Annotated in this window: 20 protein-coding genes; 9 read left to right on the top strand and 11 right to left on the bottom strand. The window is 57.2% G+C overall.

Annotated elements, in window-relative coordinates:
- Positions 1 to 122: 122 nt before the first annotated feature.
- The 4 genes from J2S62_RS12585 to J2S62_RS12570 all read left to right on the top strand — a co-directional run bounded on the left by J2S62_RS12585 (position 123) and on the right by J2S62_RS12570 (position 5,234).
- Positions 123 to 1,640, top strand: coding sequence for an AMP-binding protein (locus tag J2S62_RS12585; protein ID WP_310175262.1), 1,518 nt, complete (start codon positions 123 to 125; stop codon positions 1,638 to 1,640).
- A gap of 132 nt (positions 1,641 to 1,772) precedes the next feature.
- Positions 1,773 to 2,573, top strand: a complete 801-nt coding sequence (locus tag J2S62_RS12580; RefSeq protein WP_310175260.1) for an electron transfer flavoprotein subunit beta/FixA family protein — start codon at positions 1,773 to 1,775, stop codon at positions 2,571 to 2,573.
- Between the two features lie 13 nt (positions 2,574 to 2,586).
- A complete protein-coding gene (locus J2S62_RS12575) occupies positions 2,587 to 3,534 on the top strand; it encodes an electron transfer flavoprotein subunit alpha/FixB family protein (protein ID WP_310175258.1) in 948 nt (315 codons plus the stop codon).
- A 5-nt stretch (positions 3,535 to 3,539) separates the two neighbouring features.
- A complete protein-coding gene (locus J2S62_RS12570; protein WP_310175256.1) occupies positions 3,540 to 5,234 on the top strand; it encodes a cytochrome b/b6 domain-containing protein in 1,695 nt (564 codons plus the stop codon).
- 447 nt (positions 5,235 to 5,681) lie between these two features.
- On the opposite strand, the gene J2S62_RS12565 is transcribed toward J2S62_RS12570, so the two are convergent.
- From J2S62_RS12565 to J2S62_RS12555, 3 genes are all read right to left on the bottom strand, one after another.
- Positions 5,682 to 6,038: a hypothetical protein gene (locus J2S62_RS12565; RefSeq protein ID WP_310175254.1), complete on the bottom strand. Its 357-nt coding sequence runs from the start codon at positions 6,036 to 6,038 to the stop codon at positions 5,682 to 5,684.
- A 146-nt stretch (positions 6,039 to 6,184) separates the two neighbouring features.
- Positions 6,185 to 6,559, bottom strand: coding sequence for a hypothetical protein (locus tag J2S62_RS12560; RefSeq protein ID WP_310175252.1), 375 nt, complete (start codon positions 6,557 to 6,559; stop codon positions 6,185 to 6,187).
- Positions 6,560 to 7,395: 836 nt separating this feature from the next.
- Positions 7,396 to 8,085, bottom strand: a complete 690-nt coding sequence (locus J2S62_RS12555) for a GntR family transcriptional regulator (RefSeq protein WP_310175250.1) — start codon at positions 8,083 to 8,085, stop codon at positions 7,396 to 7,398.
- A gap of 256 nt (positions 8,086 to 8,341) precedes the next feature.
- Here J2S62_RS12555 and J2S62_RS12550 point away from each other — a divergent pair, with 256 nt between their 5' ends.
- Together J2S62_RS12550 and J2S62_RS12545 are read left to right on the top strand one after the other, a co-directional pair.
- Positions 8,342 to 9,508 carry an acyl-CoA dehydrogenase family protein gene (locus J2S62_RS12550; protein WP_310175248.1) on the top strand — a complete coding sequence of 389 codons (1,167 nt, stop codon included), beginning with the start codon at positions 8,342 to 8,344 and terminating at the stop codon, positions 9,506 to 9,508.
- Between the two features lie 149 nt (positions 9,509 to 9,657).
- Positions 9,658 to 10,551 (top strand): FAS1-like dehydratase domain-containing protein, encoded by an 894-nt coding sequence (locus tag J2S62_RS12545; protein WP_310175246.1) that lies wholly within the window; start codon positions 9,658 to 9,660, stop codon positions 10,549 to 10,551.
- A 128-nt stretch (positions 10,552 to 10,679) separates the two neighbouring features.
- On the opposite strand, the gene J2S62_RS12540 is transcribed toward J2S62_RS12545, so the two are convergent.
- The gene (locus J2S62_RS12540) at positions 10,680 to 11,948 is read right to left on the bottom strand and encodes a type 2 periplasmic-binding domain-containing protein (RefSeq protein WP_310175244.1); all 1,269 of its coding nucleotides are present in this window, start codon (positions 11,946 to 11,948) and stop codon (positions 10,680 to 10,682) included.
- 196 nt (positions 11,949 to 12,144) lie between these two features.
- On the opposite strand from J2S62_RS12540, the gene J2S62_RS12535 reads away from it, so the two are divergent.
- Positions 12,145 to 13,713 carry an AMP-binding protein gene (locus J2S62_RS12535; protein WP_310175242.1) on the top strand — a complete coding sequence of 523 codons (1,569 nt, stop codon included), beginning with the start codon at positions 12,145 to 12,147 and terminating at the stop codon, positions 13,711 to 13,713.
- A gap of 34 nt (positions 13,714 to 13,747) precedes the next feature.
- Here J2S62_RS12535 and J2S62_RS12530 read toward each other — a convergent pair whose 3' ends face one another.
- The 7 genes from J2S62_RS12530 to J2S62_RS12500 all read right to left on the bottom strand — a co-directional run bounded on the left by J2S62_RS12530 (position 13,748) and on the right by J2S62_RS12500 (position 21,099).
- On the bottom strand, positions 13,748 to 14,578 hold the full coding sequence (locus J2S62_RS12530; protein ID WP_310175240.1) for an HpcH/HpaI aldolase/citrate lyase family protein: 831 nt from the start codon (positions 14,576 to 14,578) through the stop codon (positions 13,748 to 13,750).
- 175 nt (positions 14,579 to 14,753) lie between these two features.
- The gene (locus J2S62_RS12525) at positions 14,754 to 16,028 is read right to left on the bottom strand and encodes an acyl-CoA dehydrogenase family protein (RefSeq protein WP_310175238.1); all 1,275 of its coding nucleotides are present in this window, start codon (positions 16,026 to 16,028) and stop codon (positions 14,754 to 14,756) included.
- Positions 16,029 to 16,046: 18 nt separating this feature from the next.
- Positions 16,047 to 16,505, bottom strand: a complete 459-nt coding sequence (locus J2S62_RS12520; RefSeq protein ID WP_310175236.1) for a MaoC family dehydratase — start codon at positions 16,503 to 16,505, stop codon at positions 16,047 to 16,049.
- A 2-nt stretch (positions 16,506 to 16,507) separates the two neighbouring features.
- Positions 16,508 to 17,719: an acetyl-CoA C-acetyltransferase gene (locus J2S62_RS12515; protein WP_310175234.1), complete on the bottom strand. Its 1,212-nt coding sequence runs from the start codon at positions 17,717 to 17,719 to the stop codon at positions 16,508 to 16,510.
- Positions 17,720 to 17,797: 78 nt separating this feature from the next.
- Positions 17,798 to 18,538, bottom strand: coding sequence for a 3-oxoacyl-ACP reductase FabG (gene fabG, locus J2S62_RS12510; RefSeq protein WP_310175232.1), 741 nt, complete (start codon positions 18,536 to 18,538; stop codon positions 17,798 to 17,800).
- A gap of 58 nt (positions 18,539 to 18,596) precedes the next feature.
- Positions 18,597 to 19,823, bottom strand: a complete 1,227-nt coding sequence (locus J2S62_RS12505; RefSeq protein WP_310175230.1) for a CoA transferase — start codon at positions 19,821 to 19,823, stop codon at positions 18,597 to 18,599.
- 130 nt (positions 19,824 to 19,953) lie between these two features.
- Positions 19,954 to 21,099, bottom strand: coding sequence for an acyl-CoA dehydrogenase family protein (locus J2S62_RS12500; protein WP_310175228.1), 1,146 nt, complete (start codon positions 21,097 to 21,099; stop codon positions 19,954 to 19,956).
- 1,092 nt (positions 21,100 to 22,191) lie between these two features.
- Here J2S62_RS12500 and J2S62_RS12495 point away from each other — a divergent pair.
- Both J2S62_RS12495 and J2S62_RS12490 read left to right on the top strand, forming a co-directional pair.
- The gene (locus J2S62_RS12495) at positions 22,192 to 23,331 is read left to right on the top strand and encodes a TAXI family TRAP transporter solute-binding subunit (RefSeq protein ID WP_310175226.1); all 1,140 of its coding nucleotides are present in this window, start codon (positions 22,192 to 22,194) and stop codon (positions 23,329 to 23,331) included.
- Between the two features lie 82 nt (positions 23,332 to 23,413).
- Positions 23,414 to 25,507, top strand: a complete 2,094-nt coding sequence (locus J2S62_RS12490; RefSeq protein WP_310175223.1) for a TRAP transporter permease — start codon at positions 23,414 to 23,416, stop codon at positions 25,505 to 25,507.
- The last annotated feature ends 23 nt before the right edge of the window (positions 25,508 to 25,530 follow it).

Genomic DNA, 25,530 nt, shown 5'->3' with positions numbered 1-25,530 from the left:
CGCTACCTGCCGGTGGTCTTCCACCCAAGTTTTTACACGCCGCTACTGAGCAACGGCGTACCCGATGCCCTGGTGTGCTGGCGTCGCGCCACCTACAGAAATAAGACTTATAAGGAGTTCGTGTGGATATTGGTCTCGAATTGTCTCGGACGCATTTGCCGCTTGCACGCGTGTTTCGACATGCCTGGGAGCTGCCAGAAGAAACAGCAGTGGTCGATGGAGATTTCAAACTCACCTTCCGAGAGTTTCTAGCACGCATCCAAACCGCTGCCGCCCGCTTAGCCGAAGCCGGTGTCAAACAAGGCGACCGAGTCGCACTGGTAGCAGGCAACAGTGCCGCCTACCCGGTGGTGGCCTACGCCGTGAACTACTTGGGTGCGATTATCGTGCCGGTCAACTTTCGCCTCGCGGCGGGGGAGATCGGCTACATCTTGGGCAATTGCGAACCCAAGGTAGTGGTCGCAGATGCCGAGCGAGTCGACATCACCCGTGAGGCCGCTGCGGAAACGTCGGTACAACTGCTCGATCTAGACCAGGTCGCAGCGCCCGGTGAACTGCAGAACATTCCAGATCCGGTGATCTGTGCACAGACTGATGACCAGGCCATCATGTACACCTCGGGCACCACAGGTCGTCCGAAGGGCGCGGTCCTGACCTATTCGAACTTCCTCGCCACGATTATGCGCATCAGCAGTACGTGGAAGGTGAAGCCCCTACACGATGCGGTGCTCATCGCTTCGCCAATGTTTCACATCGCTGCATTCAACGTGATGCTTGGCAGTATCTCCAGTGCTGCCAAAACCGTTATCACGCCTTCGACTAATTTCGACGCCGGATACTTGCTGGATGTCATGGAAGAACAGGGCGTCACGCGCACGTTCATGGTGCCGGCCCAATGGCAACTGATTGCAGAAGAACAGCAACGCAAACCGCGGGACATCAAGCTGGAGTTCTACTCTTGGGGTGCGGCCCCAGCCACCGAAGCGTTGTTGACACTGTTGCGGGAAACCTTCCCCAACGCGGACTCTCAGGCGGCCTTTGGTCAAACCGAAACCACCGCAAGTGGTGTCTCGTTGAGTCATGAGGACTCTCTACGCAAACTCGGCTCTGTTGGACTTCCTGATGTGAACTACTCGATCCGAGTGGTTGATCCAGAGATGAATGACGTCCCGCAAGGAGAAGTCGGGGAGATCGTGTACCGCGGTCCCGGCGTGATGGATCGTTTCTGGAACAATCCGGAAGCTACCGCTGAAGCCTTTGCTGGAGGGTGGTTCCACTCCGGCGACCTCGTACGCCAAGACGAGGACGGTTTCATTTATGTCGTGGACCGAGTCAAAGACATGATCATCTCCGGTGGGGAGAACATTTATTGCGCCGAGCTAGAAAACGTCATTGCCTGGCACCCCAAGGTCGCTGATGTCGCCGTCGTCGGACGTGCCGACGAAAAGTGGGGCGAAATACCGGTAGCGGTCATCATTCCTCAAGACCCAGCGGATGCTCCGACTCTCGAAGAGATTCGCGAGTTCTGCGACGGGAAATTAGCTCGTTATAAGCATCCGAAAGACATTGTCTTGCGTGAGGCGTTCCCACGAAGTGGCACAGGCAAGATCCGCAAAACGGACCTACGCGAAGCAGTCTAGAACTCCAGCCCACCCCAATCGCCAGGTTGCAAAACCACGGTGCGTTGGGGTGGGCTTCGTATATCCCGGTGTGACACGTATTCGCCAAGAGGTCTCGAGCTCGCTATACTCTCCTGTATATAATATATTATTTTGCAAAAGCTCATCACTATTGGGGTGGACATGAAAGTCGTAGTGCTCGTAAAACAGGTGCCCGACACCTATGAGAAACGCCAAGTGGCGTTGGATACTGGGCTATTAGCTCGAGAAGCGTCCGAAAACGTGGTCGACGAGATCGACGAACGGGTCTGTGCAGTCGCCGCGGATCTCAAGAAAGAAGGCATCGCCACCGAAGTGGTCGCCGTGACCATGGGGCCCGCTGACGCAGATAAGGCCATCCGGAAGGTACTAGCACTGGCAGCGGACCGTGCCGTCCATGTTGTTGACGATGCGCTGGCCGGATCGGATATGGTCCAGACAGCTCGCGTGTTGGCTGAAGCCGTCAAGGATGCTGACTTGGTCCTGACCGGCGCCGAGTCGACCGATGGCGGTGGGGCAATGGTCCCAGCAATGGTTGCTCAAATCTTAGGCCGCCCACACATCATCGGCGCCGATTCCATTAACATCACCGACGGCACCGTCACCGGTGAGACCAACACCGAAACCGAAAAGCTCACCCTTTCGGCTGCCACACCTGCGGTCGTGTCACTGACTGAAAAAGCCGGTGAACCAAAACTGCCAAACTTCAAAGCCATTCGTGAGGCCAAGAAGAAAGAAATCGCTGTCACCTCGCTGGCCGATCTCGGCTTAGCTGCCGGACCGGACGCCGCCTACGTGCGCAACGTGATGGTCTCCGCCGCTGAACGCCCGCCGAAAGAGGCCGGGCAGAAGGTCTCCGGCGAGACGGCTACTACTGAACTTGTCGACTTCCTTGCCGAACGGCACTTGATCTAAGGAGCTTTCTGACGTGACGAAAGTACTTGCGCTTATTTCTCATACCGACCCTGCTGAAGTGCTAGGTGCTGCTTCCATTATTGGGGAGCCGGTCGCGGTCGTGACTACCGCACCGGATGCTGATACCATCGCTTCCTTAGGAGCCGCTGGAGCGACCGAAATCTTTGTCCACCCTGGACCCGAAGACCAGCTGGGCACCGCCGAGGTTGCAGCCGGGATGGCTGCCGTGCAGCACTACGGTACTTCATTGCTCTTACTGGGTCGTAACCCGGTGAACTCAGCGATCGCCGGCCGGATTGCCATCGCCACGAAGGGTGCGGTGGCCTCGGACGCCACCGGGTTGTACTGGGATGCCGATGGCCAAGAAGCCGTGGTCACCCACTCGATCTTCGGTGGGGACTACAACACCGAGTCCACCGTCGAGGGTGGGCTGATGATCGCCACCCTGCGTCCCGGCACGATCGATACCCGCGCGGCGGCTGTCGGCCAGCCTGCTGTGGTGAACTCTGAGACGCAGGTTGACGCCGGTCCGGGTGCCACGATTGTCTCAGCCGAAGGCCTGGAAGAAGCCTCGGATCGCCCAGCTCTGACATCGGCCTCGGTCGTTATCTCCGGTGGTCGCGGTGTCGGTTCTGAAGAGAACTTCAAACTCGTCGAGGACCTTGCGGATCAATTCAACGCCGCGGTCGGCGCCTCCCGTGCCGCTGTCGATTCAGGGTATGTTCCCCCTAACCTGCAGATCGGCCAGACCGGTGTCTCCGTGTCGCCAGATCTCTACATCGCCGTAGGGATTTCCGGTGCGATCCAGCACCTGGCCGGTATGCAGACCGCCAAAACCATTGTCGCCATCAACAAAGACGAAGACGCCCCAATCTTTGATGTGGCGGACTTCGGTGTAGTCGGGGACCTCTTTGAGGTTATGCCTCAACTCGTTGATGAAATCCAAGCCCGCCGGAACTGATATTTATGTCTAAACGCCGTATGGTCGGATGGGCCCCGTTGAGCGTCGAAAACACCGACGCACCACAACCCACGGTCTCATCCGCAATCTCTGTTCTAGAACCACAAACAACACCTGAATCCGAGACGCAGACGGATTTTACCGAGGCCCCTCAATCGGTGGCTGCTGACGGTGCTTCGACTCCAATTGCGGAGTCGGTTCCGGGAACTGCCACCACAGCTGCCGAACCTGTCCAGTCTGCTGCGTCGGGTCCGATCCAGGATCCGAATGTTCCGCGGCGTCGGATGGCTGGATGGCAGCCGTTGTCGGTGGCTCGTGATGGTGCGCCGGTTGTGGCCCCAACCGCAGCACCCGCTGCCCAAGCCCCGGCTGCTGCCGAAACATCAGCTGTTACTGAGCAGGCCACCCCGGCTGTCGCGCAGGCGGTACCGGTCGCTCCAGCACCGGTGACCGAGGACTTACCGCGGCGACGCATGGAGGGGTGGGAACCGCTGAAGGTGGGCCACCCGGATGTCGCTGCGGCGATTGCGCCCCAGCCTGACCCTGCTCCGGCGGCCGAAGAGCCGACCCTGGCTCCGGTGGCCGATTCGGCCCCGGCGGCTCCGCGTCGTCGGATGGGCGCCCCAGCTGCCAGCCAGGAGTCGGCACCTGCTGCTCAACCGGCTGCCCAACCTGCTGCTGAGCCGGCGGTAAAGACCCCAGAGGTAGTGACGCCGGAACCGGCCAAACCCGCAGCCAAGACCGAGGCCGCACCTGCTGGTGCGTCCGCACAGAAGCCACCCAAAAAAGAGATGTCCAAGGTCACCAAAGTCATCTTGACCTTGTTGAGTGTGGCCGTGGTCGCCGCCGGGCTGGTCCTGATCGCCCAGTGGGCACGTGGCCTGGAGCCGGTGGCGAACTTTATTGCCACCTATGATGGCACGCCAACGCACCCGGAGGGCATTGAGCCCGGGATCCCGGCTTGGGTGGGCTGGCAGCACTTCTTCAACTTCTTCATTATGGTCATGGTGATCCGGTCCGGGTTGCTGATTCGGAACCAAGAACGGCCTGAGGCGTACTGGACCCCGAAGGATGGTGGATTCTTCTCACCCAATAAGAAGAACTCCCCACAGAAGGTCTCGATCCAACAGTGGATCCACCAAAGCTTCAACGTGTTGTGGGTGGCCAACGGGCTGATCTTTTATGTGATGGTGTTTGCCACCGGGCACTGGGTGCGCATTGTTCCCACGAACTGGGACATCTTCCCCAATATCGTCTCAGCAGGCATCCAGTATTTATCGTTGGACTGGCCGGCCGAGAACTCGTGGGTGTATTACAACGCCTTACAGATCATGACGTATTTCATCACCGTATTCATTGCCGCTCCAATCGCAGTGCTCACCGGGTTGCGACTGTCGACGTGGTGGCCGCAGAAAGCTGAGGGCCTGAATAAGGCCTTCACGCTGCCAGTGGCTCGGAAGATTCACTTCTTCACCATGGTGTACTTCATCCTGTTCATCATCGTCCACCTGTTCCTAGTGTTTACCACTGGAGTGCTGCACAACCTCAACATTATGTTCACCGCTCGGGATGCTAGCGACTGGTGGGGCATCGGCGTCTTCGCGCTGTCGGTGGCTGTGACTGTCGGGGTGGCCTGGTTGATCAAACCGATCTTCATCTCACCCATCGCCGAAAAAACCGGAACCGTCTCAACAAGATAATCAGAAACTCGCAAAATAGAGCGCGGCATGCGACGAACAAATCGTCGTGTGCCGCGTTCTATTTCAACCAGCACTAGCCGCCCGAATACGACCACCCCACGTACGGCGAGGACCCGCCACACTGTACGCTAGGCTCCATCCTCACTCAGAGTGATGCAGATTACGATCAAAGTCTAGGGCGTGTCTGGACAGCCATTAAGTGGCTCGTGGCGGTGAATCCCCAATTAATTGCGCCGTTTTCACAGGTTCAAATGGTGGTCCGTACAATCGAGGCTCCTTGGAGGTTCTCTCGACTGGATAAAACGCCGACACCGGAGTTGCTGCCTAAATCAGTCGACTCCACTAGCCGTTCGAAGTGTCACGGCAGACGTTCTACCAGGTCTACGCCGCGCGCCGAGAAGAGCTAATACCTGGATAGGGCTAGGGGAGAGACTAGGCCTTTGTAACTTAGAGAAGCTGTGGTATCTCCATAAGGATATTTACGGCTCGATCCCCGAGCTTGGTTACAAAGCTAGAGAAGAACTTATTCCGGAGCTCTTCGAAAGCTGATGGTCCTCGTTGGGCTGCTTCTTCGAGTTGGTGAATCTGTTCAAGCAGCTCTTGACGATCTTCCGACGGCGCCTCGGAGGCAAAGTCGCGCAAAGTTTGGAAGTGCTGCTGGACTTCAGGCTGTACGTTTTCAACAGTGGCGTGGTTCTGATGGCCGAATTGTGCAGCTCCAATGGTGCCCCCGGTAATATTAGTCGTGAAATTATAGGTCGCTGAGGGTGCGGCTGTAGCGGCCTCGGGGGTACTGTCGGGCATTTGTGGGAGGAGCGTTGGTACATAATGTTCGCGACGTACTTCCCGACCTCGTGTAGTTAGGGTTAGCCGATGAGGCGACTCGTAACCCATCGAGGGGAACCCTGAAACAAACCCGTTCTTATACAGCATCCCTCCGGCTTGATCAATTAGATCAGCAGAAGGGGGGGTTCATTCGTGACTGGATCTCGATAGGTGGCGTCGAAAGCATCTTCTGCGCCGGAGAGATCCCCATTCGTCGCCGGGATCGCCTGCAATATTTCATAGGCTGCGCTATGCATTGGGTATTCATCCCACCATCGACGAGCTCGCTGTTTTCCGTTGGGGGAGAGAGTAAAGTTTGGCCCACTACCGAGCATCTTGTCCAGAGCGGCCTCATCTATCCAACCGTGCGACACCATTTCTTCGTGTGTGGGTTCGCGTTCCAGTGCCGGTAGTACTTCTTCTGGCACTGCACTTATGTCGTCGCTGTTCTGCTGCGCGCCCCATAGCAGTGTACGAAACGCATAGATGGAAACCTGCATACCGTGAGAGTCCTCTTCTTTGTAGTCGCTGTACTAATTAAGAGTTTTTATTTGCCTTGTTATCCAGTGTAGTTCAGTCTGTGTTAGACGAGACTAGGAGCTGTCTGCCACAGGAAGATTTCGGCATGTCGCGATTGCAGTGCTTTGACGCTGTCTCGTGTTTATAAATCGTACGGCAGAAGGACTTCTGGGTAGATGGGGCGGTCTAGCCTGTTCCGGTGTGCTGCTGCATACTGGTTGTATGAGGAAACTGACTTGGAGAGAAAGGCGTGAGCAGGCGCGTATTCAGCGCGAGGGTTGGCGCGAGATGGTGGAGAAGGAAAGGCAAGGCTTAAAGCCTGGCCCCGAAAAGCCCGATCCCCCAGTGAGGAAACCTCCTCGCTACGCCCGTGAGCCGTATGAGTACAAGACTGTACGTCGCAATAAAGATACTCAGCGACTGCTGCGGAAAGGGTGGGAGCTAGTCGATTCTTCAGGCAAAGAAAGTATGTGGTCTGGTAGTTACAAAGCAATAATGCGCCGACCAAACCCTCACTATAGAGGCAACGCGTAACTCGCAAGTTCTAGGGATAGCTCGATCTGGCTTGGGTCCTGCTCGCCTAAAGGCTGAGATATGACGCTCGGGGCTCACCCGAAGTGGGAGTGGCGCGTCTAAGCAACAGGAGCTGCTGACACATGAAGCTCAGGCCTAGTGCGATTACAAGTCACAGCTGAGGAGGCTGTGGACGCGGAGTCACTATTAGTGAGGGCCGCTAATGAACTACGGGCAGTATACGGCCAATCGCAGGGCCATATTTGTCGTAACGAGATCTCGTGAGAACTGCAGGTACCGAAATTTAACGAGCGTTGGATTTCGCAGAATCTTGGAGCACTTCGGTCTGTCGTTTTTCGAAATACTCTGCCAACTTCTCACCAGAGTTTCGAATGTGTTGGCCCATGGTCTGGCGCGCGGCTTCTGGATCTTCGTTGATCATGGCTTCCATGATCTCCGTATGATCTCGAATCGTCGTGTCTGGCCAGCCTTGAATCTGGGCGTAAAAAGCCCTGGGCACGTATCGCAGGAAAGCGTTTAACGCCCACTTGAGGCGTTCAGAATCTGCCAACTGGTAGATGAATCGATGAAATTCGTGGTTCTTTTGCTCCAGGAGGTCAGTATCGTCATCGCGTGCCGCCGCTAGCACTTCATCGTGGATCTGCTGGATGGTCTTGAGTTCTTCCGCGCGAATATTTGCTGTCGCACGAGCTGCAAGTTCACCTGCGATGAGGGCGTGTGCTTCGAAGATGTCTCGGATATCTTTCGCGCGCAGTGACGCGACAATGAATCCTCTGCGGGGAATGAGTTCTAGGAAGCCTTCGACCTTAAGCGTATGCAGGGCTTCTCGCACCGGTGTGGCTGAAACCGAGAGGAGCTCACCTACGGCTTCTGCTCTCACTGAAGTTCCAGGCGTAAGTTCACCAGCGACAATTCTCTCGCGTAGGTATGAAGCGACTTCATCGCTTAGTTGTTTCCTAGGTGCCACACCCATGTAATGACCTCACAACCCGATTCTCTTAACAATTTGAAGCGGCATAGCTGAGACCAGCACGCCAATTCGTATTAACTATATTCCATTGTCGGCGACCGGAACCGAGGGATTTTCTCAGCTGGAAATCTCCGTGTCCGTGGCAATGACTAAAACTCGCCATTGCAAATAATTCTATTTTATATATTATATGAGTAAGGCTAAGAGGTGAAGGCTTCACTCTCAGACAATTACATCGAATGGATATTGAGGTCCTGATATGACAAGCACAGCCCACCAGGTTCTTACGGACGAAGAAGAACTCCTCATTGAAACGGTACGCACGTTCATTGACAGGGAAGTCAAACCGTCCGTTAACGAAGTCGAGAAAGCTAACGAATATCCAGAGCGCTGGATCGAACAAATGAAGGAATTGGGTATCTACGGACTGGCCGTCCCTGAAGAGTACGACGGTATGCCAGTGTCGATGCCCGCCTACGCGAAAGTTACGGAAGAACTAGCACGCGGTTGGATGTCTTTGGCCGGTGCCATGGGCGGTCACACTGTCGTCGCAAAACTCCTGACCGAATTTGGTACCGAGGACCAAAAACAGAAGTACTTGCCACGGATGGCCACCGGAGAACTCCGCGCTACGATGGCACTCACCGAGCCCGGCGGTGGTTCTGACCTGCAGGCGATGAGAACGGTCGCAACCGAAGACGGCGAAGACCTGGTCATTAACGGTGCAAAAACCTGGATCTCCAACGCTCGCACCTCCGGCTTGATCGCACTACTGTGCAAAACAGACCCGAACGCCGAGCCACGGCACAAGGGCATCTCGATTGTTCTGGTGGAAAAAGGTCCCGGACTCACCATCTCCCGCGACCTTGCCAAACTCGGGTACAAAGGGGTCGAGAGCTGTGAACTGGTCTTCGAAGACTACCGAACCCCAGCCGCCCAGATCCTCGGAAGCGAGCCAGGCAAAGGCTTCTCGCAGATGATGCGTGGCCTAGAAACCGGACGTATTCAGGTTGCATCCCGCGCGTTAGGTGTTGGCGCAGCTGCCCTCGAAGATGCGCTGCAGTACGCCCAGGAACGCGAAAGCTTCGGAAAGCCTATCTGGAAGCACCAGGCTATCGGTCACTACCTCGCCGACATGGCCACCAAGCTCACCGCAGCCCGTCAGCTCACTCGCTACGCGGCTGAAAAGTACGACAGTGGCCAGCGCGCCGACATGGAAGCCGGCATGGCGAAGCTGTTCGCCTCCGAAGTTGGTATGGAAATCGCCCTGAACGCGGTCCGTATCCATGGCGGTTACGGCTACTCGACCGAATATGACGTTGAACGCTACTTCCGTGATGCGCCGCTGATGATTGTTGGCGAGGGCACGAACGAGATCCAACGGAACGTCATTGCTTCGCAGCTCGTCTCGCGTGGCGGCATCTAACCACACATAGACATCTCGATCTCAACTCCTAAACTGTCGAGGGGCCGCCTGTCTACGGTCCCTCGACAGTTTAGGTACATGACACTTTTAGACGAACAGTAGCGTGCCGCCATTGGGCGGTTCCCAGCAGGACAGAAAGCGTGGTCAATTTGGCTTCTTCATCACTCGAGACCTCCGAAACACAATTCGAAGACTGGATATCGAGAAGCGAGGTGACGGAAGATATCGCTTCAGCTTCGGCGATGCAGGGGCTGCAGTCGATTCTTGAACTACCAAATCCGGATGACAAAAACCTCTTCCCGCTGGGGCACTGGCTTCAGTTCACCCCTACCGCTGGCATGAGCGAGCTGGGAGAGGATGGCCACCCAAAGCTCGGCGGTTTCTTGCCTCCCATTCCTTACCCACGCAGAATGTGGGTCGGTAGCCGCATTGCGTACTATGCGCCTATTCCCGTCGGAGAACGCATTACCAAAACGACCACCATTGAAAGCATCACCCCGAAACAGGGACGCGGTGGAGGCCTCATCTTCCTGGGGCTGCGTCACGACATTCATACACCTGACGCACTAGCGATCACAGAACATCAGACTCTGGTGTATCGCGAAGCGGCACCTGTTGATCCTGACAATCCGCAACAACCACAGCCGCCTCGGGACACGGCAGCGCCGGAAGGCGATTGGGAATGGACGGTACCAGTCCAGCCCAACGAAATCACGCTGTTCCGGTATTCTGCCTTGACCTTCAACTCCCACCGGATCCACTACGACTTGCCGTATGCAACCGCTGTGGAAGGCTACCCGGGACTTGTTGTTCATGGGCCGCTATCCGCTACGAACATCCTGGCCAACTTTCAACAGCAGCGTGGGAATCCCGCCATTGAGGCGTTTGAGTTCTCGGCACGCAGCCCTCTGTTCGTCAATGAGAAGGCATACGTGTGCGGACGCCAAGTCGAAAACGACAACGGTCTGATCACCGAAGAACTCGCATTGATCGGTCCCGGAAATGCCACCAACGTCGAAGCAAAGGTGCAGTACCGACAATAACGCGTTCTAGACAGCTAACTCTGTGGAGTTAAACTCACCAGCCGTCCATGCCTAATATGTGGCATGGACGGCTGGCTGGTTAACTCTGGCCTCAAGAACTCAGGGGGACTTGAGGTTGTTGTGCTTATTTACTCGGGCCGCAGTGGCAGCAAAACGTCTTCGAAGAAGCGTTCGGCCATCGGAGCGAAGTCGTAATCTTCCATGTCGAACCACTCATCGAGGTCTTCGTAGCCGCCTTCTTCGGTATATCCGAGTTCCTCGGCTAGATCGGACCACTTGGTAATCGATTCTTGGGTTCGATCTGCAATGCCAGGATCGAGAACTCCTGATTCTTCGACCTCCTCGATCAACTTCGCATTGGTTTCGCCAATAATTTCGTTCGACTCTTCGTCAAGGGGAACCAGCTCGCCCCCGGCTTCTTTCAGCTGTTCAATCCCGGCAACATTACCTTGGGCGAGGCTTTCAACGCTGGCTGCATAGCGGGCTTCCATGGCATCAAAAATAATCTGCTGATATGGCAGCGGCAGAGCCTCATAGCCACTACCTGCGACGATGGCACTTGTTCCCCGATTCGACAAGCTGTTTTCTTCGGGGATAACGGAAAGATAGGTGGCGACTTGGAGTATGCCGCCTTCTTCGGAGTTTCTTAGGGCACCGAGGGTGCAGTCAATAGTGCCGCGTTGTAATGCTTCGAACATTTCCGTGTAGGGCAGGGAGCTAGGGCTACCCCCAAGGTTCTGGACCAGTTCTTCTTGTGCCGTGTTACCAATGCGCACGGTTCGACCGTTCCAGTCGTCGGGGCTTGTGCCCGCTTCAGTACATATCGAATGGTAGGTGCCTGCGCTAGCCATTGGCAGCAATGGAGTGAGTCCTAGTGCTTCGTATTCATCGAGCACTTGTTGAGAACCAGCAGCTAGATCAGCGACAACAGCTTCCGCGATGAGTTCCCCCAAAACAGGTGAGCTGGGCATTCCGGCTGTTGCAGTATTTATCGCATCAAATGCGGGGTACTGGTTGGGATCGTAGACCGGTAAAGTGAAGGCGATATCGACCCGGCCGTCGACCAGTGCGCTGTCGACTTCGTCGTAGCCTGCGATGGCTTGCCCCCACACCATGTCGACGGTGATCTGTCCATTTGAGCGCTCTTCGATGTACTCCTGGAGTGCTATATCGCTAATGGAGACCACCGAGTTGGGGGATTGGCCTGCTGCTTGGTACGTAATTTCAACCGGTTCGAGGCCTTCGATCGCTGCATTCACTTCTTCTTGTGAAGCGCCGAATTCGAACCCTTCGCTGTCTCCGGATCCCTCTTCAGTGGAACCATTCCCACAAGCACTGAGCACTAACGCCATGCTGGCGATCAGAGCGGCCGGTGCCAAGGTGTGTGATCGTTTCATATATGAATTTTTCCTTTTTTATGACACATGTATTGCTTCCGCAAATGTATCACAAGTCACATTGTAGTACAGTCCTTAGCGTGCGCTATGTGCGGCTGAGGTCCATAGAGTCGGTCAGCCTAGATGCTGTCGACCCTGGGTGATCTTGACCGCCAGACATCAGTATTTCCTTATGAAGCGGTAGGTAAGTAAGACCATGACAAACCGGTTGTACGAAAATGTAAGCTACGCCTCCTTGGCATACCGTGCACTGCGCCGTTATGACGATCGTGTGGCCTTTATAGACGGCGACAGAGAATTCAGCTACCGCGACAGCGCGAAGAGTGTTCAGGTGTTCCGCAATCTGCTGGTGGACTCTGGAGTGGAGAAGGGCGTGCCAATAGCGCTTGTGGGTGGCAACCACCCCGAAACCTTCTTCACTCGGGCTGCGGCCATCATGGAGGGCGCCCGCGTCACCTCCCTCCATCCCGAAAACGGTATTGACGACCACACGTATGCACTCAACTATCTCGACACTGAGGTCGTAATCTTCGAATCACCACGATTTGATGCCTTGATTGAGGATCTCAGCCCGCTCAGCCCGACCATAAAGTTCATTCCGATGCCGAGCATGGACCCGGCAACGCTGCAGGACCAAGACATTGAGTTGGCACCGCCGGTGCGCATGCATGCCGAAGACGTCATCGGCATCAGCCTGTCTGGCGGTACCACGGGAAAACCCAAAGGCATCATGCACTCGGACCGGACCCTGGCCACGAACGCTACGTTTTCCTGTCTTGAGTGGGATTGGCCGCAAGACATCCGCTTCCTGGCTGCCACACCACTGTCACACGCCAGCGGTGCCATGGCGGTACCGATCTTGATGCAGGGTGGATCCCTCGTCATGCTGGATAAGTTCACCCCGGAGCGGTTCCGCGACGTCGTCAAAGAACATAACGTCAATAGCACGTTTTTGGTGCCCACGATGATCCATCGCCTCCTGGCGCTCCCTGATGCTGAGTCTCCTTTTAACGATCTTGAGACTGTCATTTATGGGGCATCGAAGATTGATCCGTCGATGCTGCGCGGGGCCGTTGAACGGTTTGGGCAAAAGTTTGTGCAGCTCTACGGCCAGTCCGAAGCGCCAAATCTGATCGCTGCGCTCAAGAAAGCCGATCACGACCCCCATGATCCAGAGAAAATGGCGTCATGTGGCAGACCTGTCGGCTGCGCGGACGTCGCCCTGCTTGACGATAAGGATCGTGAAGTGCCGGTCGGTGAAGTCGGGGAGATTTGTGTGCGTGGCCCAATCGTGATGGCCGGCTATTGGCAAAAACCTGAGCTGACCGAAGAGACCTTTTCATCCGGCTGGCTCCATACCGGAGATCTCGCGCGAGCCAATGCACAAGGATATCTAACAATTGTTGGTCGTAAAAAAGACATGATCATCACCGGCGGGCTCAACGTCTATCCTGCCGAAGTGGAGACTGTCATGGGTGAGTTCCCAGGCGTGGCTGCCGCCGCGGTACTGGGTATCCCGGATGAAGAATGGGGCGAGAAAATCGTAGCCTTCGTGACCTTGGACGATGACGCCGGGGATGCATTCGATGAAGCCGAGCTTCAAGAGTTCATCAAGGCTCGAAAGGGAAGCGTGCAAACCCCGAAGGCCATCTTCACCACCGACGCGTTTCCCCTGACGAAAATTGGCAAGCCCGATAAAGTGGCCCTGCAAAACCTGGCAATCGAACGCGATGCAGCCCGCTCGCTGGTGCATGAGGCCCGGTAGTCACGGACCACATGCCAGCGGCTATCGGGATGGGTTAGGACGCGCTTCGGCCAGCGTCCTGCAGGATGCGTTCGGCACGCAGCATCACTGGACGGTCAATCATCTGTCCGTCTACGGTGCCTGCACCGTCACCGGCGGCAATGACGCGCTCGGCCCAGGCAACCATCTCCTGGCTGGGGGTGAACGCGGCGGTCACATGGTCAAGCTGCTTGGGATGAATGCACAGCATGCCGCCGAAACCGTCTCGTACCGAAGCCTGAGCCGCAGCTTGGATGGCATCGTCGTTGGAGATCTCAGTGGTTGGGGTGTCGAGCGGTCCTGGGAGACCCGCTGCGGCCGAAGCCAACACCACAGCAGCCCGAGCTGCTTCAATGGGCACAGAAGCAATCTGGGAGCCCAGCGCTGAGGAGAGATCCACCGCTCCGATAGCCAGTCGATCTACCCGTGGAAGAGCGGCGATGGCGTGCACATCCCGAACCGCGGTGGGCGTTTCAACCAGGGCCAACACCGTCACCGAGTCCAAGAACTCGGGTAGCCGGTCAAACGTCCCGGTCGCTTCAGCCTTGGGCACCATAATGGCAGCGGGCAGGTTCGCTGCGTCGCCGAGCATATCGAGATCTAACTGTCCACTGGCAGTGTCAGGAGCGTTAATCCGTATCGCCAACCGGTGCTGCACCTCAGGATCAAGCGAGGCAAGGAAGTCTTTGAGCTGTTGCCGGGCGGAATCTTTCGCTGTCTCAGCTACCGCGTCTTCGAGATCGACGATCACAGTATCTGCCGGACCGGCAAGGGCTTTTTCCACGCGATCGATACGGTTCGCTGGGGTGAACAACGCGGTGCGCGAGGTGAGGGTTGAAACAGTCATTGAGCCAGTATATTTCATCACAAAATACACCTTCCTATGTCTAGATTCGTGAAGCAGATAACAGCACTGTCGACGCTTGCTACCTGCCCTTTAAAACCAGTGGGGCCTGATCCGAGACTGCGGATCAGGCCCCACTTAGGACGCGAGTAATTGTCCCCGACGGTGGGGAGGTCAGTTAGTGCTTAGCGCGTGGCAACAGGCGGTCGCTGATGATCTTCTTCTGGATCTCGCTGGTGCCTTCGAAGATGGTGGTCAAGCGTGCATCACGCCAGTGACGCTCTACTTGCAGTTCGGTCGTGTACCCGTTGCCGCCATGCAGTTGCATCGCACGGTTGGTAACGTACACGGCCATCTCGGTTGCCTCGAGCTTGGCCATTGCCGCTTCGCGTTCGCAGGGCACCCCGGCGTCGAGCAGGTGCGCTACCTGACGGTAGTGCGCGCGAGCTACATCCACTTTGGCGGCCATCTCGGCGAGCTCGAAACGCAGCGCCTGGAAGTCACCGATGGGTCGACCAAACTGCTGACGACGCTGGAGGTACTCGGTGGAGTCTTCCACGGCCGCTCTGGCCAGCCCCACGGCACGAGCCGCGGTCTGAACGCGAGCGATATTCAGCCATTTCTGGGTCTCCTGGAAAGCGCGACGTTTGCCCTCTGCTGCCTCGGCAGCGCTCTGGGCTTGTTCGGCCTCTTCCGGACCAACGAGGACGTTCTCAACCGGTACTCGCAGACCGTCGAACGTCAGATCCCAGGTGGTGAAACCGTGATAGCCAATCTTGTCGATTGGTGTCCCGGTCAGGCCTTCAGGGAATTCGTTGCGCTTCTTTTCGACCAACAGTGTGATCATGCCCGCGGAGCGTGATTCGCCTGGTTCAGGCTGGCGCTCGCGTGCCAACAACTGGATGAAGTCGGCGGCCAGCGAGTTCCCGATCCAGCGTTTGCGACCATGAATCACCCAGGAATCGCCATCACGTGTTGCAGTGGTCTGGACGTTTGCCAGGTCCGAACCTGCCAGTGGTTCAGAGAAACCGATCGCACCGATCCATTCACCAGCTGCGCTGCGACGGAGTAGTTCCTTGCGACGTGTTTTGTCAGCCACGTTCGTGCCGACACCTTGGGCGCGCGCAATAATACTTGCCACGCTCATCCACGACACGGCCAGTTCTTCGGCCACCATGCAGTATTCGAAGACGCCCAGGCCCATACCGCCGTCTTCTTTCGGAATCGTAATTCCGAAATAGCCCAGTTCGCCGAGGCGAGCTATCAAGCTGGCCGGCATCTCACCCTTTTGGGGGTCCAGCTCATTAGCGACGGGCAGGACCTCCTCGCGGGCGAATGTGTAGGCTTCGTCCTGCAGCGCTTGACGTTCAGCAGTGTGCCAAGGCGGCGGCAGGACCGGTCGCTGGACCGGTACTGAGATCTCGCTTTGGGTAATTCCTGAGTCAAGATTCATGTTTTGCTTCCTTTTCTCCTACGCGACGATCATCGTCACTGATTCAGCGACGCAGACTGGACGATCGCCGTTTTCCCGCTCCAGAGTCCACTTCGTGTGCACTCGCGTGCCGGAGGCTTGCTCGGCGACGGAGACGAACTCCGCGGAGCCGCGGATCCGTTCGCCAACTGGCAGCTGGGCAAGAAAGCGTACTTTCTCCAAGCCGTAGTTGAGGCGAGCTGAACCCATATCGAACTGGTAGAGTTCACCGGCAAACTTCGGCAGGAAGGCCAGGGTCATGAAACCGTGGACGATCGTCCCGCCGAAATTTGATTGCTTTGCGCGCTCAACATCGACGTGGATCCATTGGTGATCGCCCGTGACGTCGGCGAACGCATTGACGTCTTCTTGGGAAATCTCGACCCAGTCGGTCGTGCCCAGTGGCTTATTTACCGACTCCTTGATTTCTTCTACTGAAGTGAAGGTGTGTTTGCCCATGCTTATGCCACCCGCTCGAAGATCGCTGCCAGACCCTGGCCGCCGCCGATGCACATGGTCTCCAGACCGTACTGTGCTTCACGGCGGTTGAGTTCACGAGCTAGCGTGCCTAACATGCGGCCGCCGGTTGCCCCAACAGGGTGACCAAGCGAAATACCCGAACCGTGAACGTTGGTGCGTTCGTGGTCTTCGTCGGTGAAGTTCCATTCGCGCATCACAGCCAAAGCTTGGGCAGCGAACGCCTCGTTGAGCTCAATGACGTCCATGTCTGACAGTTCCAGACCGGCCTTCTGCAGCGCTGCAGCGGTGGCAGGGACCGGGCCGATGCCCATGGTCCGCGGTGGAACACCAGCAACACCCCAGCTGACCAAGCGGACCAGTGGCCGCAGGCCAAGCTTTTCAGCGTTTTCTGGAGTCGTGACGATAACCATCGCTGCGGCGTCGTTTTGACCACTGGCGTTGCCAGCGGTAACGGTGGCCTCTTCATCCTGGGAGAGCAGAATTGGTTTGAGCTTGCCCAAGGTTTCCATGGAGGTGTCCGGGCGAGGGTGCTCGTCGGTGTCAATGATGCGCTCTTCTTTACGAGTCTTCACCGTGACCGGGACGATTTCTTCGGCCATTACACCGGATTCTTGAGCGGCCACGGCGCGCTGGTGAGACTGCACAGCCAGCTGATCCTGTTCTTCGCGGCTGATCGAGTATTCGCGGCGCAGGTTCTCGGCTGTTTCGAGCATGCCGCCCGGGACCGGGTAGTTCTTTCCGCCGGCGGTACTGCGTGCCCGGGCCAGTGAATCGTGCATCTGGACACCGGTGCGTGCGCCACCCCACCGCATATCGGTCGAGTAGAAGGTCGCGTTGCTCATGCTTTCAGCGCCACCGGCGACGATCAGATCCTGGGCACCAGTCTGGACGGCCATGGCCGCATTCAGGACAGCCTGCAGGCCGGAACCGCAACGACGGTCCAGGTGCTGACCTGGCACATCGATCGGCAAGCCAGCATCCAGGGCGATGACACGTCCCAGCGCTGGAGCCTCGCTGCCACCGTTGCACTGCCCGAGGATCACGTCTTCGATGAGTTCAGGATTCAAACCGGTGCGCTCGAGGAGACCGTTGAGGGCCGCGACACCGAGGTCTACAGCGGTGAGGTCCTTGAACTGGCCTCCGTAACGACCAATTGGTGTACGGACCGGTTCACAAATTACAGCTTCACGCATTGAGATAAGCCTTTCGTGGTTCGAGCTAGACCGCGGTGGCCAACCCGAAGGGGATATTGAGTCGAGACCGTCGAGAACCTACATGAACCGTCCGCCGCTGACTTCAGCGACGGTACCGGTCATGTAAGACGACAGATCGGAAGCATAGAAGAGGACAACAGAGGCGACCTCTGATGGTTCAGCAGCGCGCTGCATTGGGATCTCGGCGAGTTTTTCGTCGAAAATACGCTTCGGCATCGCTTCGGTCATCGCGGTGCGAATCAGGCCGGGCTGAACGGCATTGACCCGGACACCGTGGTGGCCCATTTCTTTTGCCGCAGCCTTGGTGAGGCCAACGATGCCAGCTTTGGCGGAGGAGTAGTTGGTCTGGCCAACCATCCCGACTTTGCCGGAAATCGACGAAATGTTGATGATGGCACCGGATTTTTGTTCGCGCATGCGCAATGAAGCCAGGCGGGTACCGTTCCAGGCGCCCTTGAGGTGCACGGCAATGACCTGGTCGAATGCTTCTTCGGTCATGGTGCGCATCGTGGCGTCGCGGGTGATACCAGCGTTATTGATCATGACATCCAGCGAACCGAACTTCTCGATGGCTGCATCAAGTGCGGCATCGACCTGGTCTGCTTGGGTGACGTCACAGGCCACACCGATGCCCTCGGAGCCGGCGATTTCTTCAGCGGTTTGCTGTGCCTGTTCACCATTGAGGTCGGCGATGACCAGGCGCGCGCCGTGTTCGTGGAGCATTTCGGCGGTGGCGCGGCCAATGCCTTGGGCGCCACCGGTGATAACGGCGGTCTTGCCTTCGAGGAGTTTCGTCATATGAGGTCCTTTCAGAGGAAACGAGAGATGGTGTCTGGGTGATTACCCAACGGGGGTATCAGCGGGCTTGGGTGACGACGCCTTCGCTAGCGAGCTGGGAAAGACGGGCTTCGTCCAGACCCACATAGTCAGTGAGGATTCGGTCGGTATCTGCGCCAATTTCTGGGGCAGGTTGTGGAGTCGTGGCGGAACCGTCGACGACCAGCGCAGAGCGTGGCGCATAGTAAGAACCAACGCCGTCTTCGGAGACCTCGTCGAACATCGGATGGTCTTTGAGGTACTGCGCATCGTTCGATGTCAGGTCCTCGAAGGTGCGGTACGGCGACCACAGAATCCGGGTTTTCGCCAGTTCTTCACGGATCTCTGCCGCGTTGCGCTGGGCGAACCAGTTGCCAATCAGCGCCGACAGGACTTGTCGATGACGATAGCGATCGCCTTCTTGACTAAAGTCCGCGCCGAGCACAGGTTCTAGGGAAGCCAGTGCGTCTTCCAACCCCGTCATCGCGACCAGGTCCTTCCACTGACGCGGTGTCAGGGCCACGATCATGATGCGCTCATTGTCGGCACTTTCGAAGTCTCGACCGAAGGAACCGTAGACGTAGTTGCCGTCCGCCTCACGAGCAGGACCAGCTTGAAGCTGGGCGTCCGCGAGGTACCCGAGCTGACCGGCGGTGGCCAGTGCTACGTCTTCGAGTGCAACCTGGACGAAGCTGCCTTCCTGGGTGGCGGTACGACGATGAACGGCTGCCAATAAGCCCGTTGCCAGATACAGTCCGGCAGTCAGGTCCCACGCTGGGACCGGGTTGTTGACCGGGGCGGCTTCTCCTGCGTCGCCCGTTAGCAGCGGGAACCCGGTGCCGGCCTGCACGGTGTAATCCACCGCGGTGCCGCCGTCGTTTTTACCCATCAACTGCACGTGCACCAGATCGGGGCGACGCTGACGCAATTCGGCATCTACAAGTTTGGCATACCGATCCGTGTTGCTGATCAAGATGCCCCCGTTGGGACCACCGGAGGTGACCAGATCTGCGATCAGGTCTTGACCTTCGTCGCTTTTCAGGTCAACCGCAATGGCTGACTTGCCACGGTTGAGGCCGGTCCAGTACAGGCTCGTGCCGTCTTTGGCCAATGGCCACCGACCGCGATCAGGGCCACCGCTGGTGTGTTCGACACGGATGACCTCGGCGCCGAGTTGGGCCAGCACCATGCCGCACAGTGGGGTCGCGACGAAGCTTGAGAGCTCAATGATGCGCAGGCCTTTGAGTAAGCCGCCAGTTTGCGTCATGTCCGCAATTCACTTCCTTCAGTTAGACACTAATTATTGGGTATCGTCGGCCCCGACTGTTCGATGTGACATCGAGTGGAGCCGCGATCGGCACTCCTGCAGCGTGCGCAGGAGCGCGCTCAGCGGGGCGTTACTTCATGGACTTGACCAGCTGCTTGGCAATGATAATCTTTTGAATTTCGCTGGTGCCTTCGTAGAGACGGAACAAGCGTGCATCCCGGTAGAAACGCTCAACCGGTACGGAGCGCATGTATCCCGTTCCGCCGTGGATCTGCACGGCGGTATCTGCGGCGCGACCGACCATTTCTGTACAGAACAGTTTGGCGCTTGATGGTGCCATCCGGCGATCCGTGCCCTCGTCCCATTCCTTGGCGGCCTTCATGACCATGGCTGCACCGGCGTAGGATTCGGCTTCCATCTCAGCCAGCATGCCCTGGACGAACTGGAAATCTGACAGGACGGTACCACCTTGCGTGGTCGTGGTGGCGTGCTCGAGGCTTTCTTGTAGGAGTCGGCGAGAAAGGCCCACACACAGCGCTGCGATGTGGAGACGGCCCTTGGTCAGTGACCGCATAGCCGTCACGTAGCCTTCGCCTTCTACCTCGCCAACGAGACGGTCAGCAGGCACGCGAACGTCGTCGAAGTAAATTTCTGAGGTGCTCGCACCGCGCTGTCCCATTTTCTCGTCGCGAGCGGAGACGGTCACGCCTTCCGACTTCGTATCGACCACGAACACAGAAATATCCTGTGCTGGGCTGCCGGTGTCACCGGTGCGAGCAAAGACCATGAGCAGGTCTGATTGGTCAGCATTAGTGATGAAGCGCTTCTGACCGTTCAAGATGTAGCAATCGCCATCGCGCACAGCTTTGGTACGCAGACCGCTTGGATCCGAGCCGGCTTCGGACTCGGTCAGCGCGAACGACGCGACGAGCTCTCCGGCAGCCAGACCGGGTAGGAAGCGTTCCTTCTGCGCCTCGGTTCCAGCATTCACGAGTACCTGCCCGGCAATACCGTTATTGGTTCCGAACATCGAGCGGAAGGACGGTGTCGTCCAACCCAGTTCCATCACCAGTTGAGCTTCTTCGGTCATCGTGACCCCGAGGCCACCGTATTCTTCCGGGATGGCGAAGCCGAAGAGACCCATATCTGCTGCAGCTTCTTTGATGTGCGCTGGGATCTGGTCTGACTTCTCGATTTCATCTTCGGCCGGCACAACTTCGTTGCGAACAAAAGACCGAACGGTATCAAGAACGTGCGTGAATTCTTCAGCTTCCATGTTTCTCCTCAATGATCACGGGACCACGAGCGCAAGGTGAAATCGTGGCGCTGCTGTGGTTCGGCGCCCGCGACATAAAGCGAGCTGCTCGTAGCAGGGGAGCAGCTCGACGCTTCTGTGGTCAGGTTGGGTACCTTCTATCCTGTGTGATAAATGCCATTGCCGTCCAATGCCTTTTGCCCCTTAGGTTTTTCCAGTTGCGGTATCAATACAGTGTGCCGCATCCCTGGGGTCATGCCGATGCGAGCCCGGCTTGGGGGAGCATGGGCGAATCAGCCCAAGAACTACTTATCCTCAATGCTGGTCTCGGGGGTCGGAAACGGTGGCGGTATCGGCGACTTCTTCCACGTGCCATTTCAGCGGTTTGTCCGTGGGGGCTCCGCCAATAAGCCTGCTTGGAGGGTCAGTAACGCTTGCTCGTCTGGCACGGTCTTTCCCGCAGCGACGATAGCTTGCGCTCATTGCAGCCCGCCATATGCAGCTGACCGTCGGGCCGGTGAGAAGTACTGAGCACCGCGTCGCTGGCAGAAGGTGCCGCACTCCGAGTAAGCCCTGGCCCTTCGGCTAAGTCACTCGGTATGAGATTTATGCCTGGCACGCTTACCACTCTTACTCTTTGGCAATGAATGCCCCGTCACATTGAACATTTTGTTCAAATCCAGCAGGCTAGTACAGTCAGTGAATGGAGTCACAGGGTCGTGAGACTTGGCTCGCCACGTTCAGATTTGTCTTCGGAGTCCAAGTGCCGTGTGAGGAGGAGGGTGTCTTGAAGTGCTCGCAGCACATTGATCCCGCCGATCCTCTCGCCGGTATATCCGGCCCCAGACTAGGTAAGGGTCGCTTCGAACGGTTAGCTCACCGCCCTCTACGGACTGCCGTCAAGGGTAGCGCACACGGTGATTCGACTGCCCGTGGTGCTGGCCAGGTGTCGCCTAGATCACATGCGCTTGAGTGTGTCAATACCAATGCGAGTCCGACCCTGACAAAACGTTTCCTCCAGCAGTCGCACGCTACTACCTCTTTCGTTACGAACTTTCCCTCTTCAGGAGCAAAATGATGAAAATGCCTCTCGCTACGCCAAGAGTCATGGCTTTGTCGGCTGTCGCTGCGTTAGCGCTGACCGGCTGCACTCAGGTGATGAGCACAGGCACCCCAGTTGAAAGCACTCCAGCTGGCACGCACGAGAACGGCTTGCCGATTACCAGTGTCTGGACAAGCTATCCCGTGGGAACCTCGAACTATGCCGAACAGGCCGCGGTGGCAGAGGTCCTGATTAGTGACTATGACATGCAAGTTCGGATGGTTGGTTCAAGCACAGCCATGGGGCGCGTCACCCCGTTGCGCACCGGACAAGCGCAGTTTGCTCGGCTCTCCGATGAGGCGTTTTACGCGTTCGAAGGCAAATACGAATTCGTGGCACCCGAGTGGGGGCCACAGGATCTTCGCAACGTCTGGCTACCACCCACCACGGTGACCGTCGGCACGCTGACCAGCACCGGTATCGAGACCTTGGAAGACCTCGAAGGCAAGCGCGTCCCCTGGATGACCGCAAGCCCCTCTGCCCAAGAAAAGATCCTGGGCATCCTAGACTATGCGGGCTTAGAACCTGACGACGTCCAACAGGTGCCAGTGGAATACGCAGACCAGCCTGAGCTTATGGATAATGGCGGGCTCGACATGGTGTTCTTCGGAGCCGAGTCACCAGCAATCGTCGAGATCGCATCTCAAAAGGACTTCCGCTGGATCGACTTTGATGGCGACGAGGAAGACGAAGCCCGGCTACAAGCAATGGCCCCGACTGTCAGCATTAATGAGTTTGAGTCGACCATCGGCATGGAAGACGAAGATGTGAAGCGTGGTCCGACCTACCCGATTCAAATCGTGACGTACGCAGATTTCGATGCAGACGAGGTATATGCACTCGTCAAAGCGTTCCACGAGTCTTTCCCGCGCTATGAGAATGCCACCGCAACCACCAAGGACTGGAAGTTCGAAGACATCAACTGGATGCCCCAGGTGCTGCCTCACCACGAAGGGCTGATCCGCTACCTCGAAGAACACGACATGTGGACTGAAGAACACGAGGAACGCAACCAGACCCTTATCGAACGAGGCGAAAAACTGCGAGAAGGGTGGCCCGAAGTCTTAGAGACTACGCCCGAAAACGAGCTCGAGGAAACTTGGGAAGAGTGGAAGAACGAAAACGCACCCCACGTCCCCGTCGGCAACTAGAACTTCAGGATAACAAGCTTGGTTGACCCTCCCGTCAGAGGCGTCGCATCAGTTGTGTCCTGTCACAATTCAGAAGGAAATCATGAAGACTAGAGTTACTCCGCTATGGAGAGCTGTGATTGTCGTGTTGACAATGGTGGGCATCTTACTTGCTCTGAATGCAGCGTTTTTCTGGAACCCATTTGGGATCGTCATTCTGCCCAACAGCTACCTGTTCTTCCTGCTTGGCTGCTTCCTGCCGATGGTATTTCTGATCTTTCCGGCTAAGAAAGGCATGCAAACAGACGGTATCCCGTGGTACGACGTAGGCATCGCGGCATTAGTGTTCGTCATCTGTGCCTACTTCGGCTTCAACGGCGAAGACATCATCAATATGGGCTGGGATAAATCCCTGAGTTACCCGCTCATCGCGCTGGTATTTTCATTTGCCATGTGGCTCATCGCGCTGGAAGCGCTCCGCCGCACCGCAGGCCTCATCGTCACGATTATCGCCTTCGTCTTTTCCGTCTACCCCGTCTTGGCCATGGAAATCCCCGTGCCGTTCTTGCAGGGAATCCAATACGGTCTGAGTGACACAGCTCGGATCCACGTGATGGGCAATGAGGGCATTATGGGGCTACCGCTTCAGACTGCCGGGTCGATCCTGATCGGCTTCTTGCTCTTTGGTGTCGCGCTGCAACACACTGGGGCAGCCTCGTTCTTCTTCAACGTGGCACGTGCCATCTTTGGGCGCTTCCGCGGAGGCCAGGCGAAAGTCTCGGTCGTCTCGTCAGGTCTGATGGGCATGATGTCCGGGTCTGCCGTTTCAAATGTATTGACCACCGGTCCTATGACCATCCCAGCAATGAAAAAATCTGGCTTCCCAGGCCGGTATGCGGCCGGCGTTGAATCGACTGCCTCGACCGGCGGAACCATTACTCCGCCCATCATGGGTGCCGCAGCGTTCCTCATGGTCGCTTTCGTCGGAGTGCCTTATACCGAGATCGCACTTGCCGCAGCTATTCCCGCACTGCTGTATTACTTGGGCACCCTGTTCCAAGTTGACGCCTACGCAGCCAAAGCCGGACTCGGCGGAGAATCACGAAAAGGCATGCCGAATGTTATCAACGTGATCATCCAAGGCTGGCCCTACGTGCTGGCCTTCGTGGGACTCATCGGCGTGCTCATGGTCACCGGCAACGAGCGACAGGCACCGTACTGGATCGTCGGTTTCTTATTAGTTATTTCGATCTTCTATGGCCCAAACCGGCTGACCCCGAAAAGTTTTTATGAGTTCCTCTACGCCTCCGGTCGCACCATTAGCGAGATCATCGGCATTATCGCCGGGGTGGGACTGATCGTGGGCGGCCTATCCATGACCGGTGTGTCACTGTCGATGGCACGTGAGATTCTCGAACTCGTCGGCGATAACCTGTGGCTGATCCTCATCACCGGTGCCATCGTGTCATTCGTGCTTGGCATGGGTATGACAGTGTCTGCTGTCTACGTGTTCCTCGCGATTGTTATGGCACCAGCGCTGACGGGCATGGGGATCAACCCGATCGGTGCGCACCTGTTCGTTATCTACTGGGCCACCGTTTCGTACATCACCCCACCGGTCGCCCTGGCGTCCTTCGCCGCCGCGAACATCGCGCGAACCCCGCCAATGGCCACAGCCTTCGTGGCCATGAGACTGGGCATGGTGAAATATATCGTTCCGTTTGCGTTTGTGTTCAACCCTGCGCTGCTTGCCCAAGAATCCACACTGTTGGAGATTGCGTACACTACCGTTTTCGCCATTCTTGGCGTATTCTTCCTCGCGTGTGCATTCGAGGGGTGGGCGATTGGTGTGAACCGTCGGATCAACATCCCAATGCGAATCGTGCTATTCGTCGCCGGCCTGCTGGCGTTCGCACCCGAACTCAACACCAGCCTGGTGGGTCTGGCCGTCGCCGTCCTGGCAATGGTAGTGATCCGCTTCTGGAATGCCGGCGGGCCAGAAGAGTCCGCCGCCAGGGAACGAGCACGCATCGCCAAACTGCCGGCTGAAGAGCAACTCACCGACGACCAGATCGAAGACCGCGACCAACAGCACAAACAACAAGAGCCACTGCCTGAAGTGGTTGCTGCAGCAGCCCCAACTGCCACAACAGGACCGTTGGATGATGCCAAAGGCACGAAAGAGCCGAGGTTCTAAGGTGTGCTAACGCCCTAGCCCCA

This window comes from Enteractinococcus fodinae, assembly GCF_031458395.1.
Taxonomy (GTDB): Bacteria; Actinomycetota; Actinomycetes; order Actinomycetales; family Micrococcaceae; genus Yaniella; species Yaniella fodinae.
This window is presented reverse-complemented; position numbering and strand designations above follow the sequence as displayed.

Coding starts and splice junctions, on each gene's coding strand:
- J2S62_RS12570 (WP_310175256.1), top strand. CDS start 3,540: ATGTCTAAACGCCGTATGGTCGGATGGGCCCCGTTGAGCGTCGAAAAC.
- J2S62_RS12565 (WP_310175254.1), bottom strand. CDS start 6,038: ATGCCCGACAGTACCCCCGAGGCCGCTACAGCCGCACCCTCAGCGACC.
- J2S62_RS12560 (WP_310175252.1), bottom strand. CDS start 6,559: ATGCAGGTTTCCATCTATGCGTTTCGTACACTGCTATGGGGCGCGCAG.
- J2S62_RS12555 (WP_310175250.1), bottom strand. CDS start 8,085: ATGGGTGTGGCACCTAGGAAACAACTAAGCGATGAAGTCGCTTCATAC.
- J2S62_RS12550 (WP_310175248.1), top strand. CDS start 8,342: ATGACAAGCACAGCCCACCAGGTTCTTACGGACGAAGAAGAACTCCTC.
- J2S62_RS12540 (WP_310175244.1), bottom strand. CDS start 11,948: ATGAAACGATCACACACCTTGGCACCGGCCGCTCTGATCGCCAGCATG.
- J2S62_RS12535 (WP_310175242.1), top strand. CDS start 12,145: ATGACAAACCGGTTGTACGAAAATGTAAGCTACGCCTCCTTGGCATAC.
- J2S62_RS12530 (WP_310175240.1), bottom strand. CDS start 14,578: ATGACTGTTTCAACCCTCACCTCGCGCACCGCGTTGTTCACCCCAGCG.
- J2S62_RS12525 (WP_310175238.1), bottom strand. CDS start 16,028: ATGAATCTTGACTCAGGAATTACCCAAAGCGAGATCTCAGTACCGGTC.
- J2S62_RS12520 (WP_310175236.1), bottom strand. CDS start 16,505: ATGGGCAAACACACCTTCACTTCAGTAGAAGAAATCAAGGAGTCGGTA.
- J2S62_RS12515 (WP_310175234.1), bottom strand. CDS start 17,719: ATGCGTGAAGCTGTAATTTGTGAACCGGTCCGTACACCAATTGGTCGT.
- fabG (WP_310175232.1), bottom strand. CDS start 18,538: ATGACGAAACTCCTCGAAGGCAAGACCGCCGTTATCACCGGTGGCGCC.
- J2S62_RS12505 (WP_310175230.1), bottom strand. CDS start 19,823: ATGACGCAAACTGGCGGCTTACTCAAAGGCCTGCGCATCATTGAGCTC.
- J2S62_RS12500 (WP_310175228.1), bottom strand. CDS start 21,099: ATGGAAGCTGAAGAATTCACGCACGTTCTTGATACCGTTCGGTCTTTT.
- J2S62_RS12490 (WP_310175223.1), top strand. CDS start 23,414: ATGAAGACTAGAGTTACTCCGCTATGGAGAGCTGTGATTGTCGTGTTG.